The sequence below is a fragment of the Cerasicoccus maritimus genome, assembly GCA_031296935.1.
GTDB lineage: Bacteria > Verrucomicrobiota > Verrucomicrobiia > Opitutales > Cerasicoccaceae > Cerasicoccus > Cerasicoccus maritimus.
Window position 1 is genome coordinate 257,477 of the sequence record JAVDPD010000002.1, and the last position, 16,574, is coordinate 274,050.

Consider the following 16,574-nt stretch of genomic DNA (forward strand, 5'->3'; position numbering starts at 1 on the left):
CAGTGGCGCCGAAAACTAGACATAATGTCAAAAAAGCGCCCCGCCGAGCCAACTGAACCAACTGAGCCTGTGTAGCCAGCCGAGTCATTGCCAGGGTAGGGGAAGTTTGGTAAAATCGTGGGCATGAACCCATCCGATCAACCTCCGACCGAAAGCCGCCACCCGCCTTAGCGCGTGGTCAGTCCAGTCAATGTCGACGTGGCGCATTCGTTCGCGCGTCGTTTTGGAATCGCTGAACAGGCTCATTTGACCGCCGCGCTGGTGACAGCAGCCGGTCGGGCAACGCCTGTAGATTTTAATGCCGCCATGTTCGCCATGTCGCCCAAAACGCCGCCCGACTATGCCAGCTTGCGCCAACGGGCATTGACGTTGAAGCGCGCGATACAACGGCGCGCTCACCCCCACTTGCGGCGCTCTTCGGCCCGCAGGCGGGCGGAGCCATGTTCTTTCCCAGTCTATTAAGTCGTTTTTACCCCCCCCCCAGCGTGCCGCTGGACCCATAGATTTGCCCATTAGGCAAATGGCCAGTCCAACTGCAAAAGGTAGGGCGCAGTCTCCAGACAAGCCGCCACGCTGCCTCAAAGTCTAAGCCATCTCCCTAAGAGGGCGTTATCCTTAACGGGCAGTTTCACCCAACTGGCATCCGCGTCCGTTGTCTCGCAGCTGACTGTGACAGTAACAAGCCGACTGCGATTGAGAGGGCTTTCGTTTGATCGTCTAATTGCGCTCTTGAAACTCATGCCGTAGGCTCCTGGTGATTCTAGAAGGCAAAACCCTCGACCAGCCTCTTCACCATCAACGCCTAACGCGCTTCTCGTCTATGCATACCGTCGATTATTTCGTGCTGACCGTTTACCTGCTGGGGATCTTCCTCGTGGGCCTGTTTTTGTCGACCAAGAACAAGAGCTCTGAGGATATGTTTGCCGCCGGTGGTGAGTCCCCGTGGTGGACCTCGGGACTGAGCTCGTTCATGACGATGTTTTCCGCAGGCACCTTTGTGGTGTGGGGCGGCATTGCCTACCAGCACGGCCTGGTCGCGGTGGTGATCAACTTGTGCTATGGTGCCGCGGCGTTGCTCGTGGGCTACTTCGTGGCGGGGCATTGGAAGCGCATGGGCGTTAAGACGCCGGCCGAGTTTATTGAGCTGCGTTTCGGCGTGAGCGCGGTGCAGTTTTATACGTGGGCGATGATGGTCTTCCGCATTGTGGGCGTGGCGGTATCGCTTTACTCGCTGTCCATCGTGCTCGTGGCGATGATGCCGCTGGCCGAAGGCAATCCGCTGCGCGACCCGGAAACGGGCAACCTCTCGCTGATGTGGGCCATCGTGATCTTTGGCGGCATTGTGGTGATCTACACTATGGCCGGCGGCCTTTGGGCGGTGCTGATGACCGACGTCTTGCAGTTCATTGTGCTGAACCTTGCGGTGATTTTCATCGTGCCACTGGCCTTCGGAACGGTGGGCGGCATTGGTGGCTTCATCGACAAAGCGCCCGAGGGCTTCTTCGCGCTGACGAGTGATAAATACACCGTCTTCTTCCTCGTCGGCTGGGTGCTGATCCACTTTTTCATGATCGGCGCGGAGTGGGCTTTTGCCCAACGCTTCATCTGCGTTTCCAGCGAGCAAGACGCGAAGAAAAGCTGCTACCTGTTTGGTGGCCTTTATCTTTTTAGCCCGATGCTGTGGCTCCTCCCGCCGATGATCTACCGGACCATCAACCCGGACGCCGACCCACAGGAAGCCTACATCCTGGCCTGCCGCGCAGTGCTGCCCGCGGGCATGGTTGGCCTGATGGTGGCCGCGATGTTTTCGGCGACCGCCAGCATGGTCAGCTCGCAGCTCAATGTCTTTGCGGGCGTGCTGACGGAGGAAATTTATGGTCGCTTGTTTAAGCCGAACGCCACGGAAAAACACTTGGTCAACGTCGGGCGCGGCTTCACGATTTTACTCGGCGCGATCCTGATCGGCGTGTCGCTGCTGATCCCGTATTTGGGTGGCGCGGAAAAGGTGGTCGTTGCGATCACGAGCCTGATGGTTGGCCCGCTACTGGCGCCGACGATCTGGGGTCTCTTCAGCAAGCGAGTCAGCATCAGTGCGATTTGGACCACTGTCGCGATCAGCTTTGTCATCGGCCTCATCTTCAAACTGGGCTTGGGCAAAGACGGTTTCCTCGTGATGGACTCGACGGCTGGTCTGGCCGACTGGGCGCAAGCCAACGGCACGACGGTGGACTTGATCATCGGTGTGGTGATCCCGGTGGCGATCCTCACTGTGATGCACCTTATGCGCGGCACGACGGCCGCCGGATGGATGCGCGTCGAAGCGCAAGTGAGCGACGTGATGGCCGCCGGTAAAAAGACCGAAGCCAGCACGATGCCAGCGATCATCGTGGGCGGCTGCCTGTTGGTTTGCGCGCTCCTGATGTTTGGCCTGATCCCTTTTAACGATTCCGGGCACGGCATCCTCGCGGTCTTTGGGGCGGTGCTGGTGCTGATCTCCGGCACGATTTTTCTCTTTATTAAGACTCACAAGAAACAGCGAATTTCATGACGATTTCCGAACCAGCGCTTTCGCGTGCCTTGAAGAAAATAGACCTCGAAGTCGACCTCGCCATCGTGGGCGGCGGCTTGGCGGGTGTGTGCGCCGCGATCACCGCTGCGCGCGAAGGCGTGAAGGTGGCGCTGGTGCAGGATCGTCCGGTGTTGGGCGGCAATGCTTCGTCGGAAGTGCGCTTGTGGGCGCTGGGCGCCACGTCTCACCAAGGCAACAACAACCGCTGGTCGCGCGAGGGTGGGGTGATCGATGAGATCTGCGTGGAGAACCTTTGGCGCAACCGCGAGGGCAACCCGATTTACTTCGATGCGCTGCTCCTCGAAAAAGTGCGCTTGGAGCCGAACATCACCTTGCTGCTGAACACCGTGATGGTGGGCCTGGAGAAAAATGGCGCGTCGCGCATCAAGCTGTTGCACGCATTTTGCAGCCAGAACAGCACGATGTATGATATCAGTGCGCCGCTGTTTTGCGACGCTTCCGGTGATGGCATAATGGGCTACCTGGCGGGCGCGGCTTACCGCGTGGGCGCCGAAGCCGCCGAGGAATTCAACGAACCCTTTGCTCCCGATGAAGCCTACGGCGAGCTGCTCGGCCACACGATTTACTTCTACGCCAAGGAGACCGGCGAGCCGGTTAAATACGTGGCGCCGGACTTTGCCCTGAAGGACATCAACGCGATTCCGCGGCATGATCAGATCGAGGTGAAGCAGTACGGCTGCTCTCTTTGGTGGCTGGAATACGGCGGCCGCATGGACACGATTCACGACACCGAAGAGATCAAGTGGGAGCTCTGGAAAGTGGCCTACGGCGTGTGGGATTACATTAAAAACTCCGGCAAATTTCCCGAAGCGGAAAACCAAACGTTGGAATGGATCGGCACGATCCCCGGCAAGCGCGAAAGCCGCCGTTTTGAGGGCGACACCATGATGAGCCAGTCGGACATCATCGAGCAAAAGCGCTTCGACGACGCGGTGTCCTTCGGCGGTTGGGCAGTGGATTTGCACCCCGCGGACGGTGTTTATAGTGAGCGCTCGGGCTGCACGCAGTTCCACAGCAAGGGCGTTTACCAGATCTCGTATCGTGCGATGTATAGCCGCAACATCGACAACCTGTTTACGGCCGGTCGCCTGATCTCTGCCTCGCACATTGCCTTTGGTTCGACCCGCGTGATGATGACCTGCGCGCACAACGCGCAAGCCGTCGGCATGGCTGCCGCACTCTGCCGTGAAAACAACCTGGAGCCCCGCGACTTGGTTGAGCCCAGCCGCATGTGTGCGCTGCAGCGTCGCCTGCGCCGCAAGGGGCAGTTTATTCCGCATCTAACGCTGCCGGAAGACGCGGAAGACCTCGTTCGCATGGCACGCTTGTCGGCCTCAAGTGAATCCAGAATCGCGGGCTTCCCGGACGATGGCGGCTATGCGTCGCTGGATTGTTCGCGTGCGTTATTGTTGCCTGTCCAAGCCGGGTCCATGCCGGAGCTGACGTTTACTTTTAACGCGCCTAAAGATACCGAGCTGACCTTCGAACTGCGCCGCTCGGTGCGCGCTGGCAACTTCACGCCCGACGAAACATTGGAGTCGGTCACGCTTCCGCTCGCCAAAGGCGAGGGCGTTCCGGTGACGGTTAAATTTCAGGCAACGCTGCCGCAGAATGAATACATTTTTGTCTGCATCAACCAATGCCCGGGCGTAACGATTGCGCAGTCGAAAGCGCATCACACCGGCGTCATGGCGCTCGTGCACAGCGCCAATAAAAAGGTGGCCAAGAGCGCGGTGCAGATGCCCGACGAGGGCAGTGGCTTTGACAGCTTTGAGTTCTGGTTGCCGGAAAGACGTCCGCTGGGCAAGCTGCCCGCCGTGGTAATGAATCCGCCCTTGCCGGGCTTTGGCGTGGACCAGTTGGCCAGCGATTACGAGCGCCCTTTCGTGCAGAGCAATGCCTGGGTGGCGGATGTCAACGACGCCCAGCCGACGCTGCAAGTGCAGTGGGAAGAGCCGCAGCAAATTGCCGAGCTCGTCTTGTATTTCGACGTCGATTACGACCACGCGATGGAGTCCGTGCAGTGGCATCATCCGGAGAATGCGATGCCGTTTTGTGTGAAGCATTTTCGCCTGCTCGATGATGCAGGTAACTGCCTCGCCGAGAGCACAGGGAACTACAACGGCCGCGTAAAAATTTCCCTGGAGTCACCGGTCAATACCCGTGCTTTGAAGCTCGAGTTACTGGACACACATGGCGCGCCAGCGGCGCTGTTTTCTATCCAAGCCTTCGGCGCAGCCAAGATCAGGAATGCGTCGATCGCGTAAGGTACGACTTTAATTTAGGTCGCTGGAGTTTATATATATTGGGGGGCTAGTGTTGACTAGCACTCCGGCGACCTAAATCATTTTTGCCAACATGCAGAGAGTTGCCTTCTATCCACGTGCCAGCCGTGAGCATGAGTACCGGTTCCTCCGGTTCACCTAACTCATGCGTAAAGCGCGCGCGGACCAAGAGGTCGATTGCGCACTTGGCGATGCGGGATGAGTTTTGGTAGATGCCGGAGATGTGGCCGCGTTGATTGCGCACCGCGAGTGACATAAAGCCGCATTCCTGGTGCTCGCGTGGAATAAACTGATGCCAGGGATCACAGTCGGCAATGATTACATCCGGATTCTGTTTTTTCAGCCAATCGTCAAGTCCGTCGCCACTCGGTTTGGCGGCGTGCCAGATCCGTTTCGCTGCGTGTCCCCAAGCCAAAAATGCGGCGGTGTAGGCGCGCAGCATACGCAACTCTACATCACTGCGGACGAGGAGGCATGGCTTTTTATAACCACGCTCATGCAAGATCTCAAGGGCCATCACCATGGCGGCATAGTGGCTGGCTTGTGCGCGGTGAAACTGTGGTTCACGCAATGAGCTACCGATGATCACACTGCTGAGTTTTTCCCACTCTAATTCGGGCGCGCCGATCTTGACTGAAACGGGAGGCGTTAGGACGACGCCTTGAATGTTGCGCGCCTGCAGAATGCGCATGATCACGCGCGGCGTCATCTCTTCGGACAGAACGAAGTGATCCATCTTCCGCCCATGCAGTTTGGCACCTTCATTGAGGCCCTGGTAAATGTCGGACTCAAAGCCTTGCCCGGAGTCGACGAACTTCCAGCGCTCTGGCCACCAAATCGCGGCAAATGTTTCCTGGTAGTTGATGGGGCGTCGGCTGGCAAAACTGGTCATCAATTCGCTGACCATCGTATCGGGCACGTAGCCGAGTTCGCGCGCTTTTTCCAGGATGCGCTCACGCACTTCGGGCTTAATCGAAGACTCCGGCTTGAAGGCGCGGGAAACGGTCATCCGCGAGACTCCGACTGCTTCCGCGATCTGACGGAGCGAGACTGCTTTTTTCGGGGCGGACTCTTGGGAAGTGCTCGACATGATACAAGCCTGTGACAGTAACACCTCGGCGGCAATTCTATTTTGAAGTCGAAGTCAGTTTCATGTTTTATGAACGCTTCTGAGCTAAGCGTTTGCCACTATTTAGTCGCTGTTAAAGGCAGGCTAAGATTGTGATCTCGCTGCGAGTAAGCGCCCTAATGTTTATATTTTCTAAGTTCTTATCTATCCGCCCGAAAAATCCTCACACCCGCAACAGAATGATGCTGCTTGGGTTAGCGTATGGTTGGTTTCTGGGCGCCGGTTTGGTCAGCGCGGCGAGACCAGAGAATTTGGCGTTAAGCGCTACGGTGCGCGCGAGCTCAGTTCATCAGGATAATGTTGCCGCGCATGCAATCGACGGTAAGACAGCGGACGATTCACGCTGGGTCAGTGCATTGGATACCGGGTCTGCGGAATGGCTGGAACTGACCTTTGAACAGCCGGTACACTTGGGCGGCATTCACTTGTATAGCGGGTATCAAAACCGCGATGCGATCCCGGCCTTCGCAGTGCAATATTGGGAAGGCAGCGAGTGGGTGAGCATTCCATCGGCCGCAGTCTCGGGCAATACGTCGACTGCGCTGCGTGTGCCATTTGATGCCGCGGTCGAGGTGACCACCGATAAGCTGCGGCTCTACATCGAGGAGGTGTCAAACCATGCGGCGCGGGTGAAGGAAATCAAAGTTTGGGCTTACAGTGCCACTGGCATTCCGCAGCTCGAAAACGCACCTCCATCGTGCGATGCGGACATCCCGAAAATCTATTTGAATCAAAGCGGTTTTAATCGCGGACAACCCAAGCGCTTCACGGCGCCGCTGGCTGAGAAGGGCACTTTATTTTGGATTACTGAAAGCGGCCAGGATGCCGTACTTTATGAAGGCACCTTGCAGGACCGCTGGGGTGACTTCAGTGACTTCGAACCAGCGGGCAATGCCGAATACGTCGTGCATGTTGGCTCCGAAGTATCCGTGCCGTTTCGCATTGGCAACTGGTGGCTGGAGCGCGTGAGTTATCAGGGTATGATCGACTTCATGGTCGATAGTCGGCACTACGTGGGCAACCACCGCGGGGTGTGCATCGGATCTTTCGGTTGGCGCGATGACCATCATTTTGGCTACGAGTTAAACTCGCTGGTGCCGATGTTGTTGTCCAACCCAGACGCTTACTTGCGCATGCCGAAGCAGGTGACTTACGAGGCCCCGAAAGACAACCGTTGGGGCGCGCTTTTGCCTTATGATCCCGAAGCACCGGACTTGGTGAAGCTCATTCATTGGGGCGCCGATGTGATCGTGACTCAGCAGCTCAAGCACATGATGTTGAAAGAGCAGCTCGCCTATTTTTTGTATGCGTGGCCGGTGCTTGAGCAGTGGCTGCCACAGCAGAATTACGACGTCGTGAAAGCCTATGCATTGAGCACGTGGACCGATGAAGATATCACGCGCACCTATCGCTACGACGAGACTCAGGAGAACCACAATTTGCTCGAAGTGAAAGAGCAGATCGGGACGACCAAAGGCGCCAATCCGCCCGGCCACAGCATCCTGCCCAACCTGCTTATGTATGCCGTTGCTTTGCGTGATGGTGACGCCGATGCCGAGCGCTTTTTTGATGTCGCCTATGCGCAAACGCAGTGGGTGATCGATGCGGTGGATTGGCATGATCCGCTGACGACCAAAGGCCAACGCATGAGCGAGCACGTGACGATGCTTGGCCTGGCCGCAATGGCGCAATTTTATCCGGAGCGCGCACCGCGTGGCTTGCGCGCCAAGCTCAACCAGTGGGCGCGCATCATGATCGAGCGCTCCAACAATATGTGGGACTTCCGTCGCTTGTCCGACACCCAGTGGACGCCCACCGGTGAGCTGCATACGCATTGGAATGAGCCGGGCAACGTAATGGGCTTCCCCGCTTGTGTTCTCGCGGTAATGCCCTTTGTGGATTCGCCCACGGAGCGGGCGCGCTTGAACGAAATTGCCTGGGCGCATTTCGACAACGCTTTTGGCCGCAACCCGGCAGGCCGGCATTTTTCCTATGATGCTCCGCGTGAGATCGAGGGTGTGGAGCACGGTTGGTATTCCTACCACGAGGGCGGTATCGGGCAGTTGGCCGAAGCGCGATTCGTGTTCGATGGCTCGCCGAAAAACCAGCACTACCCGTATCACCCCGAGGTCGGTGACGTGGGTTGGTCGGAAGGCTGGGTGACGTTTAACACCGCCTACAATTTAAGCCTGAGTTACTTGGCCTTATCGGAGTCGTCAATTGAGGCCAGCTACGATGGCCAAGTGTTGACGGTTCGTTTGCAAGCACCGATCAACTTTGACTACGACCTCATCGAACGCGCGCAAGTGCGTGTGCTGATGAGGGATGGTTCCGAGCAAATCATGACGGTGATTGAAGAGTCCGTGGACAGTCCGTTTCTGTCGGGGAAACTCGCACTTAAAGGTGAACCGCATTCGGTTGCCTACGGCTATGGCTACTTCGAAACGCGCTTTATACTGCCGCAGTCGGCCGCTGTTATAGATTAAAAAAATCTCCCTTGGCTACTGTTGTGCGACGGGGGGCGCGGGCAGGAATTCTTTATACATCCGGATTTCAATCGGGTCGATTTCATCGCCGGTGTTAAAGATGAAGATGTTCACGCGGTTGTTCGCTTTGTGAGCCCAGAGCGAGCTGTAAGCAAGGCTCCATGCATCGTTTTCATTGCGCGCAAATTTCACATCAATCGTGGTGGTTTTTTGCAGCGGAAGTTTAATGATCTGGCTGCGTTGCGTGTCGATCTGAAACAGCTGTTCGTCAATCTTTCCAGAGATGTGGTAGTCGCTCAAATTGAAGATTTGATAACTGCCGCGTGGGAAATTATTGCGATCTCTTTTAATGGGAAAAATTTGGTAACGTTCGTTAGCGCCTTGGCCACTTTGTTTAAAGATGAGGAGCAGCTCTTTGGTGCTTTCCGGGATGTTGACTTGAGCAATGGTTTTGCGGAGGGTTGCTCCCGTAGCCGGGTCGATAACTTCGCGGAAGAAGCGCATGTTCCGTGGCCCATGGTACATTTGTGGAATTGAAAAGCCGCGCTTGTATATGCTGACGGACTCCACTTCGCCATCGGACTCGAACTTCAAATCCTTAATCACGGTGGCGTCCCAACTTAGCGTGGTGAACTGGATGGAAACATTGGGCTCTTCTTGATTGATTGGCGCTGCGCCCAGAGGATTTAATACTGTCGCCAGGGTGCAAAGCGCCAGAGTAATACGTAAAAAACGATGCATCTTAATGTGTAGTTTCAATTAGACTTCTTCCGGGGTTAGCCACTTGAACTTTACGATCTTGAACTTGCGGCCCATCTCGCCCTCGGGGTTGTTGATATTGGCAATGGATGCCGGGTCGCCCGAGGCTGGTTCGGGAATGCGCTGCACAATGGCCTCGCAGTAGGCGGTGGCCGTGATCTCGTCCGTAAAGGGGTTGCGCACATCGCCATAAGCGCGGACGATGAAGGTGTCCGAGCGCGTGGTGAGGATCGGGCCCAATGCTTGTAATATATCGCCCTGGAGCAGGTGGCCGGGGGCACCGGCGCCCTGGTGGCCAGTAATGTCAGAGACGAATGGGTTAGCGCCTTGGGTGTCATTCACTTCCTCGGAGAGGTAGTCGTTGATCGAGCTGTTAATGTTTGTATCGGTCTTGTCGATTGCCTGTTGGAGGAGGCCGCTGAGGCGATCATCTTCCGCCGTTTCAGGCAGGTTGACCAAGCTACGATTCACGAATTCGGCCAGTGAGCCGAAGGGGCGACCACGGGCATAAATGAGGTCTACGATTTCTTCAGCGAGGTTGGAAATCTGTGCTGGGGTTAGCTCTTGGAACCCGCGCCAGAAGTTGTCGTAGCTGGCTTCTTCGCCAGACTGGTAGGCGTCGCCGAAGGGCAGGCTCAAGCGACTGAAAAACAAGTTGCCTTCGGTCGGTGTGGAAAGCAGGGAAGCTGGATCATAAACCGGTATCTGGAGACTGTTCATTGAGCTCAGCACGGCGGTCCATGCCTTGACTGAGGTCGAGTTGATATTGAACGGGCCGTTGATCGCGATGTACGAGGCGAGTGCGTGATAGTGATCGATGTCATTGCGGGCTGCTGCGAAGACGCCGTCGTTGATCATCTCACCCGCGTTTTTCAGGAAGACATAGCGCTTGTTACGGTAGGTCTTGAGCTCGATTTCCTCTTGAATCTCGGCGTCCGTTTGCGATGGATCAATCGAGGAGAAAAAGTAGCTGTCCCAAAGCTTGTCGTTGACCAGATAGGGCAAGTCATAAACGTCGTAATCGCTGTAAACGAAGCCTTCGTTCACGGTCTGATCCAGCGGGATGCGTGGATTGGCGTAGGAGTTGCCGACGATGAGGCTTGGGTCACTGCTGTAGCGGCCTAAATTTGCGTGCTGCAAGGCGCCAATTGAAAGCAGCGGCTCCTGCGGGATGTCAAAAAGCACCACGTGGCCCTGGCCGGCGCTTTCGATGCTGTTGCCCCAGCGGCCGCTGTAGCGGTCGTCGTCGTAGGTCTGCGGGGGCAGGGGGGTGTTGAGTAGGCCCTTGTCTCCCTGGGCGGAAAAACCGCTGAGCGTGGTGTTGCCATTGCCGTTGACAAAGCCGTCCCAATTGGGGTTGGCGAGCACCGTGCGCAGGTTGTTGTCGATGCCGTTACGCAAGCCGTGCTCGCTGCGTGTGGTCTGCATGTTGAAGGCCCACGTGGCAATCTCCTCGCCCTCGTAGAGGCTGGAGAGCGCCATCGGCGGTAGCGGGTTGAACATGTTAATCGGCGTTGGGTGCAAGCTGGACGGGCTGGACTGCCAGAGCTTGGTGAACTTCTGTAAGTTATTCGTTGCGGTGTCACGCGTGTCTCCGACGAGGAGGTTCATAAAGGCGTTGTTGCCGATGTCGATGCTGGTGATTTCCACCGTGGCGGTGTGGTTGCCGTGTTCGTCCTCTTCCGGATCGATGAGGATTAGTTCTTTGGAGTCGTTGCTCACATCGTAAAGCGTGGTGTAAAGCTTGCCATTGGCAGAGTAGGTGTTGCGGAGCACATTTGGGATTTTATCGCCTGGCTTGTAGCCGCTGCCGGGGAGCCAGGCAGTCCGGCTAAGGGGCGCAAACAGGCGGGTCTCGCCGGGTAGAAAATCAATGCCATCGTCGCTGTCAGAGGTGTTCACAATGAAGCGCATGTAGCCGCTCCCATTACTGAGTAAGCCGAGGTCCTTGAAGTTGATCTCATAATTATTGCCGCCAGCGGTCAGCGTGATGGTGGGATTGAAATGGAAGAGGAAGATGTAAACGGCGTCATTGAGTTTGACGTTGTAGGGGTTGTAGAGCCCGATCACCGGGCGCACTTCGATGCGGATCTTGTATTTGCCGGTATCGTCATGCAGCTCGGCCTGGATGCCGAACTCCAGTTGTAGCCGGGAGAGCACGGGATGCACCGCGTTGTTGCGCTGATAAGGGTCGATGTAGGTGTAGTGCCAGAAATCATTGATCGCGCCATGCTTGTAGGGAAGGAAATCGGTACGCAGCGCAGAGTTGGCGTCCGGGAGTGCGGGCGTGACCGGCATGGAGCCCAAATTCACATTATTGTAGAGCGAATAGTAGCTGCGCAAGATGTCCCAGTTGGGGCCGGTGAGGCCGGTTTCCGGGTCTTCCAGATCATCGATGAAGAAGCGGTCTGCGCTGCCTTCCGCGCCAAACTCCATGGTGTAAACGCCGTTGTTTTCAAAGGCAAAGGTCAGGTCTTTTTTAAGGCCGCCGTTGCGCGTGTCGGTAAGAAGGCCGAGGCTGGAAGCCGTGAGGTCATGGAAATACTCCTTGGGCATGCTTGCGTCGTTTGTCAGCAAGGTAAGATCGGCAATGGAGAATGACTCGCCGGTGCGCTCATCTTCTTCCAGATCACTTGCCGCGAAGGTTGTGCTGAGTTGGTTGATGCCAAACTGATACGAAAGAGTGGTTGGCGAAGCGGTTTGGCTGGCGGCAGGGGTATTGTCTTCTGCATCGATGTTAAACTTTGCCTTTATGCTCTCATCGCCCACCCAGTATGCGTAGTGCCCTGTGTCGGCATGGTTGGCATTGGTGACTAGAACCGTGGGTGCCTGGATGCGGTCATTGTCAGTAGCGACGCTGTGATTAACCAGCCATACGTAGTCGTTGGAGCTGGAGGGAATGGGCAGGTTTTCATCCGGTGTTATGTAGTCGGGGTCGTCAGGCGTTAGTCCTTGATTGCCACTGATGATCCACGCGGGGGGCTGAGTGGTGTCAGTTGCGTCCCAAACACCGGTCCAATACGGGTTGGAAATGTCGGCGTCGGTAATGTCCGCCCTGGCGGTTACGCGTTGGTCATGGCCGGCATATTTTTGCAATTCACCCATGGCTACGAGGAGCGCAAGTTGGGCGTGTTGGCGGGCTTCATTTTGAATGCGATTGTTTTCCGTCGCATTGATTTCGACAGTCGTGAGGCTGACCATGCTCACGAGCAGCAATACGATGAATGACATCAGCGTCAGGGCAATGACAAGGGCAAAGCCGCCTGCTTGAGGCTGGCGTCGTAAAGATTTACTCGGGTTCTTAGACATGGGTGGATTCGATACTGGGGGATTATAGAGGAGGGGGCTGTGAGTCCGCTTGAGTCGTTTGCCGTGACTCACTTTCGAGGGGATGTGTAAGGTTTGAATGTAGATCTAGCAGGAGCACATGGAAAGTATGCCTGCATTGTTACTGTAACTTGATTTGCGCTGATCACCTGGGAATATTTTCCTTATCCACGCTCATAAACTTCGGTTAAGTGAATGTGTGCTAAGCTACTTGGATTCAACCGACGCTGGGCCGATTCATTGACAATTGCCTGCACCGTTTCAGTGGTTTCCCAAAAAAATACAGTCGCTACATGTACGAAAGCATTTCGACCTTTCTTATAGTGCTTGCCGCAGCTTATCAGGCCCACTGGGTGTATCGCCATGCAGGTGGTGGCTTGGGAGGCCCCTGCAATAATCCGCCAAGTTAGATGAAATGTGCTCTAGTTTTTTTGCACGGGCTCCGTCGTAGGACTTCGAGGATTGGGGGTGTCACTTTGCGATATGCCTGTAAGATTACTTTGGGGTAGCGTGATGCGGAATGTAGTTTCGACTTCCGGTGTGCTACGGGCGCTGAGCACGCCTCCGTGTGCTTCCACGATGGCTTTGGAAATGGCCAACCCCAGTCCGACATTGTTATGGCGGCTGGTATGTGAAACGCTTTCCTGGAAGAAACGGTCAAAGAGTTTGTCGATGTTTTCGGGTTTAATGCCCTTGCCATCATCACTGACTTCAATGACTGCGTTTCCTTGATCGAACCACCCGCGAAGGGTGATGTTTAGCGGGCGAATATTGTGCTGGATTGCGTTGTTTACCAGATTGGTGATTACTTGCTCCAGGCGAAATGGATCACAGCGAATAATGCCGGTAGCTAGGTTGGTTTTCAACTCGCTGCCGCGGTCGCTCACATAGGCTTGGAGTTCTTCGGTGAGGCCGATCAGCATGCCGTCGAGCGGTAGTTCCTCGAACTCTAAATCCACGCGACCAGAGTCAAATTTGGAGAGCTCGATGAGCTGTTCGGTAATACGTTGGATGCGCTGCGCAGAACGCTGTGATACCTTGAACAGCTGTATGTATTCTTCTACGGTGCGTTCGCGTTTTAAGCCCAGAGCAATTTGCGCCATCAGCGCAGTCAGCGGAGTGCGTAGTTCGTGTGAAGCGTCAGCGGTGAAGCGGACCTGACGGTTCACGAGGTCTTCCATCTTTTCGAAGGTATGGTTCAGATGATCCGTGAGATCAACTAGCTCTTTTGTGCGTCCAATTTTGCTTTCAGGAATGCGCTCATACAGCTCGCCCAAAGCAATTTTTTGAGTGGTAATCTCAATGTCGCGCAATGGCCTCAGTGAGCGATTTACGAAGACATAGCCGACGGATAAGCCGATGATGAAAATAAACAAGGTGGTGCCGATGATTTGCAGCTTCAAGATGTTGAGCTCGCTCTGCATCGGATGGAGATCTACGCCGACGATTACGTAGAACGCCGGGCTAACATGAAGGATCTCGCGATAGAGACCGTCGCGCGTGCGGAAGTAGTACCCCTCGCTCAAATTGTAAGGTATATCGATGTTTGGAAAGTTGGACGTCTTAATGGCAAACTCACGATTACGTTTACGGATCAACGCAGCGTAGTATCCGTCAGCGACAGCATCGTGCTCAAAGGCACCTGTGGCGTTCTGGCCAGCTAGTTCGCTGGGTGAGGGCATGCTGTAGCTTGAGCGCGTCCAAGTTTCGGCACCATTCGCATCGGCCTGGTCTTCCGTGGCTTGATTGATCGGCTCGCCGGGCCTTTGCCCGGGCTCGCGCATGCCCATGCCGCTCGGGCCTTGGCGCGGCGCAAGGCGGGAGAATTGCCCAATGAGCGGTGGTAGCTTTTGGTCGAGCCGCTGGTCTATATTTGCTTGCCTGCGGGACTTCTCATAAAAGTAAAATCCAGTGCCGAGCACAGCGAGCACTCCGCCCAAAATCAAGGCGTGCCAGAGCTGTATCTTCCATTTGAGTGAAAGAGGCATCGAGCGTTACAAGGGCTTGGGAACAATATAACCGAGGCCTCGTCGGTTCTGTAGAAAGTCTTTACCTAGCTTACGCCGAATGTGGTGCACCTGCACGTCGATCACGTTGGACATTGTGTCGTCGTTGTCGCCACTGATCGCCTCAGACAATTCTGTTCGGGTAACTACTGCACCCGCGTGCCGCGCCATGTAGGCGACCAGCTTGTATTGGGCGGCGGTCAGTTTAACGGGTTCGCCGTCGAGGAATACCGTCTGCTCGGCAATGTCGATAAACACACGGCCGAGGTCGATTTGGTTTTCCGCCAAGCCCATTGAGCGGCGGGAAAGCGCGCGGATGCGGGCCAGCAGCTCGCGCTCATTGTAGGGTTTGACGAGATAGTCGTCGGCTCCGCTGTTGAGGCCCTTTACGCGGTCGTCGATATCGGCCAGCGCGGTGAGCATCAGCACGGGGGTGGCCTTTTGTCGGCGGAGCTTTTCAAGAATGGTCCAGCCGCTCATTTCGGGCAGCATCACGTCGAGCACGATCACATCGTAATCCCATTCCTGGGCGCGGTAGAGCCCCTCGGGGCCGTTGTCCACTGCGTCGACAATGAAGTCTTCTTCGGTCAGTGTTTGCACTAGACCGTTCCTCACATCGATGTCGTCTTCTATTACTAAAATCTTCAATGTGGCAAGCTTCAGCATGCCACCATACTAGCATTCGCATAATTAACAATGCCTTAATCTTGCGGAGATATTGCTTAAATTCTGGATAATTAACCCTAAATTTAGAGGGGCTCTGGTAAGCAGCTGAATAGGAGAAACGGTGTCTCTGATTGGGGCTAATTATGCATTAATAGAGCACCCAGTATCATGGCTCATATTTCCAATCATGATGAAGTTGCCCATTCATTGTTTTTCGCTGCTGCACTACCTCGTGATGGGCATCACAACGATCCCGCAACCGCCGAAGCCGGCATCGCCACATCGTCATTTTCACACTGCGAAAATTAATCAGTCCAGTCTGAGAGGGCGTCTAAAAACTCAATTGACCTTCGTTGGAGAGCGTCTTCGTGGTCAAAATTCCATTTCTTCACCTCGACGAAACTGGTTTCGCCTCGCTTCAGAAGCCGAAATTTCGCCTCTCGAATACATCTCCCCGACTCGATCAGACTTTTTAGACGCCCTCTGAGGCTGGCTGACTAGATGTACTGCTCGGCGAGCATGGCGGCAGTGCTTTCGTCGAGCTGTTCGCGGCGGCGAATTTCTTCGAAGCAATCGAGCAGGTCTTCGGTGCGCAGGCGCTTCTTTTCGGGGCCGGAAAAATCGTAGGCGATCTTGCCCTTGTTCATCATGATGATGCGGTCGCCGAGGTTCACGGCCTGCTGCATGGAGTGGGTGACCATGAGCGTGGTCAGCTTGTCGCGTTTCACCACTTCATCGGTCAGCGTAATGACCTGATGCGCGCTCTTGGGGTCGAGCGCGGCCGTGTGCTCGTCGAGCAAAAGGAGCGACGGCTTGAGCCACGTGGCCATGAGCAGCGTCAGCGCCTGACGTTGTCCGCCAGAAAGCGAGCCGATGGCGTTTTCGATCCGATCTTCCAAGCCCATCTTGAGCGTGACCACGCGTTCGCGCAAAGCGTCGGTCACCTTGGGCGAGAGCGCCCAACCGAGCCCGCGGTTTTTGCCACGCATCGCGGCCATGGCAAAGTTTTCGGCGATGGACATATCGGGCGCCGTGCCGCTGAAGGGATTCTGAAACACGCGGCCAATCAGCTGCGCGCGCTTGTGCTCGGGCCATTTGGTGACGTTCTTGCCCGCGATGCTGATCTTGCCCTGATCCACGTAGAACGAACCCGCCACGGCGTTGAGCAGCGTGGATTTGCCGGAGCCGTTCATGCCGAGCACCACGACGAACGAGCCTTCCTCAATGGTGAGGTCGACGCCCTGCAGCGCGCGCACTTCGTTGACCGTGCCGGCGTTGAATGTTTTGCGGATGCCTTTGATTTCGAGCATAGCTTTGTGATGCAAA

General features: G+C 55.8%; 9 protein-coding genes. 3 read left to right on the forward strand and 6 right to left on the reverse strand.

The window, feature by feature from the left end; all coding sequences use genetic code 11:
- Nucleotides 1–820: 820 nt before the first annotated feature.
- Nucleotides 821–2,548, forward strand: coding sequence for a sodium:solute symporter family protein (locus RBB62_RS01570; RefSeq protein WP_309396339.1), 1,728 nt, complete (start codon nt 821–823; stop codon nt 2,546–2,548).
- Entirely contained in the window at nt 2,545–4,857 is a 2,313-nt protein-coding gene (locus RBB62_RS01575; protein ID WP_309396341.1) for an FAD-dependent oxidoreductase, read from the forward strand. Before RBB62_RS01570 ends, RBB62_RS01575 begins: the two co-directional genes overlap by 4 nt.
- Nucleotides 4,858–4,903: 46 nt before the next feature.
- On the opposite strand, the gene RBB62_RS01580 is transcribed toward RBB62_RS01575, so the two are convergent.
- Nucleotides 4,904–5,965: a LacI family DNA-binding transcriptional regulator gene (locus RBB62_RS01580; protein WP_309396343.1), complete on the reverse strand. Its 1,062-nt coding sequence runs from the start codon at nt 5,963–5,965 to the stop codon at nt 4,904–4,906.
- 218 nt (nt 5,966–6,183) lie between these two features.
- On the opposite strand from RBB62_RS01580, the gene RBB62_RS01585 reads away from it, so the two are divergent.
- Complete coding sequence (locus tag RBB62_RS01585) at nt 6,184–8,490, forward strand: DUF7402 domain-containing protein (protein WP_309396345.1); 2,307 nt, start codon at nt 6,184–6,186, stop codon at nt 8,488–8,490.
- A gap of 15 nt (nt 8,491–8,505) precedes the next feature.
- Here RBB62_RS01585 and RBB62_RS01590 read toward each other — a convergent pair whose 3' ends face one another.
- The 5 genes from RBB62_RS01590 to RBB62_RS01610 all read right to left on the reverse strand — a co-directional run bounded on the left by RBB62_RS01590 (nt 8,506) and on the right by RBB62_RS01610 (nt 16,558).
- Nucleotides 8,506–9,231: a hypothetical protein gene (locus RBB62_RS01590; RefSeq protein WP_309396347.1), complete on the reverse strand. Its 726-nt coding sequence runs from the start codon at nt 9,229–9,231 to the stop codon at nt 8,506–8,508.
- Nucleotides 9,232–9,249: 18 nt separating this feature from the next.
- Nucleotides 9,250–12,558 carry a pilus assembly PilX family protein gene (locus RBB62_RS01595; protein WP_309396349.1) on the reverse strand — a complete coding sequence of 1,103 codons (3,309 nt, stop codon included), beginning with the start codon at nt 12,556–12,558 and terminating at the stop codon, nt 9,250–9,252.
- Between the two features lie 440 nt (nt 12,559–12,998).
- Nucleotides 12,999–14,564, reverse strand: coding sequence for a sensor histidine kinase (locus RBB62_RS01600; protein ID WP_309396351.1), 1,566 nt, complete (start codon nt 14,562–14,564; stop codon nt 12,999–13,001).
- 6 nt (nt 14,565–14,570) lie between these two features.
- Entirely contained in the window at nt 14,571–15,248 is a 678-nt protein-coding gene (locus RBB62_RS01605; RefSeq protein WP_309396353.1) for a response regulator transcription factor, read from the reverse strand.
- A gap of 497 nt (nt 15,249–15,745) precedes the next feature.
- Complete coding sequence (locus RBB62_RS01610) at nt 15,746–16,558, reverse strand: ABC transporter ATP-binding protein (RefSeq protein ID WP_309396355.1); 813 nt, start codon at nt 16,556–16,558, stop codon at nt 15,746–15,748.
- Nucleotides 16,559–16,574: the final 16 nt, after the last annotated feature.

What these genes read in the sequence shown, in the direction of transcription:
- RBB62_RS01570 (WP_309396339.1), top strand. Translation starts at nt 821, where the DNA reads ATGCATACCGTCGATTATTTCGTGCTGACCGTTTACCTGCTGGGGATC.
- RBB62_RS01575 (WP_309396341.1), top strand. Translation starts at nt 2,545, where the DNA reads ATGACGATTTCCGAACCAGCGCTTTCGCGTGCCTTGAAGAAAATAGAC.
- RBB62_RS01580 (WP_309396343.1), bottom strand. Translation starts at nt 5,965, where the DNA reads ATGTCGAGCACTTCCCAAGAGTCCGCCCCGAAAAAAGCAGTCTCGCTC.
- RBB62_RS01585 (WP_309396345.1), top strand. Translation starts at nt 6,184, where the DNA reads ATGATGCTGCTTGGGTTAGCGTATGGTTGGTTTCTGGGCGCCGGTTTG.
- RBB62_RS01590 (WP_309396347.1), bottom strand. Translation starts at nt 9,231, where the DNA reads ATGCATCGTTTTTTACGTATTACTCTGGCGCTTTGCACCCTGGCGACA.
- RBB62_RS01595 (WP_309396349.1), bottom strand. Translation starts at nt 12,558, where the DNA reads ATGTCTAAGAACCCGAGTAAATCTTTACGACGCCAGCCTCAAGCAGGC.
- RBB62_RS01600 (WP_309396351.1), bottom strand. Translation starts at nt 14,564, where the DNA reads ATGCCTCTTTCACTCAAATGGAAGATACAGCTCTGGCACGCCTTGATT.
- RBB62_RS01605 (WP_309396353.1), bottom strand. Translation starts at nt 15,248, where the DNA reads ATGCTGAAGCTTGCCACATTGAAGATTTTAGTAATAGAAGACGACATC.
- RBB62_RS01610 (WP_309396355.1), bottom strand. Translation starts at nt 16,558, where the DNA reads ATGCTCGAAATCAAAGGCATCCGCAAAACATTCAACGCCGGCACGGTC.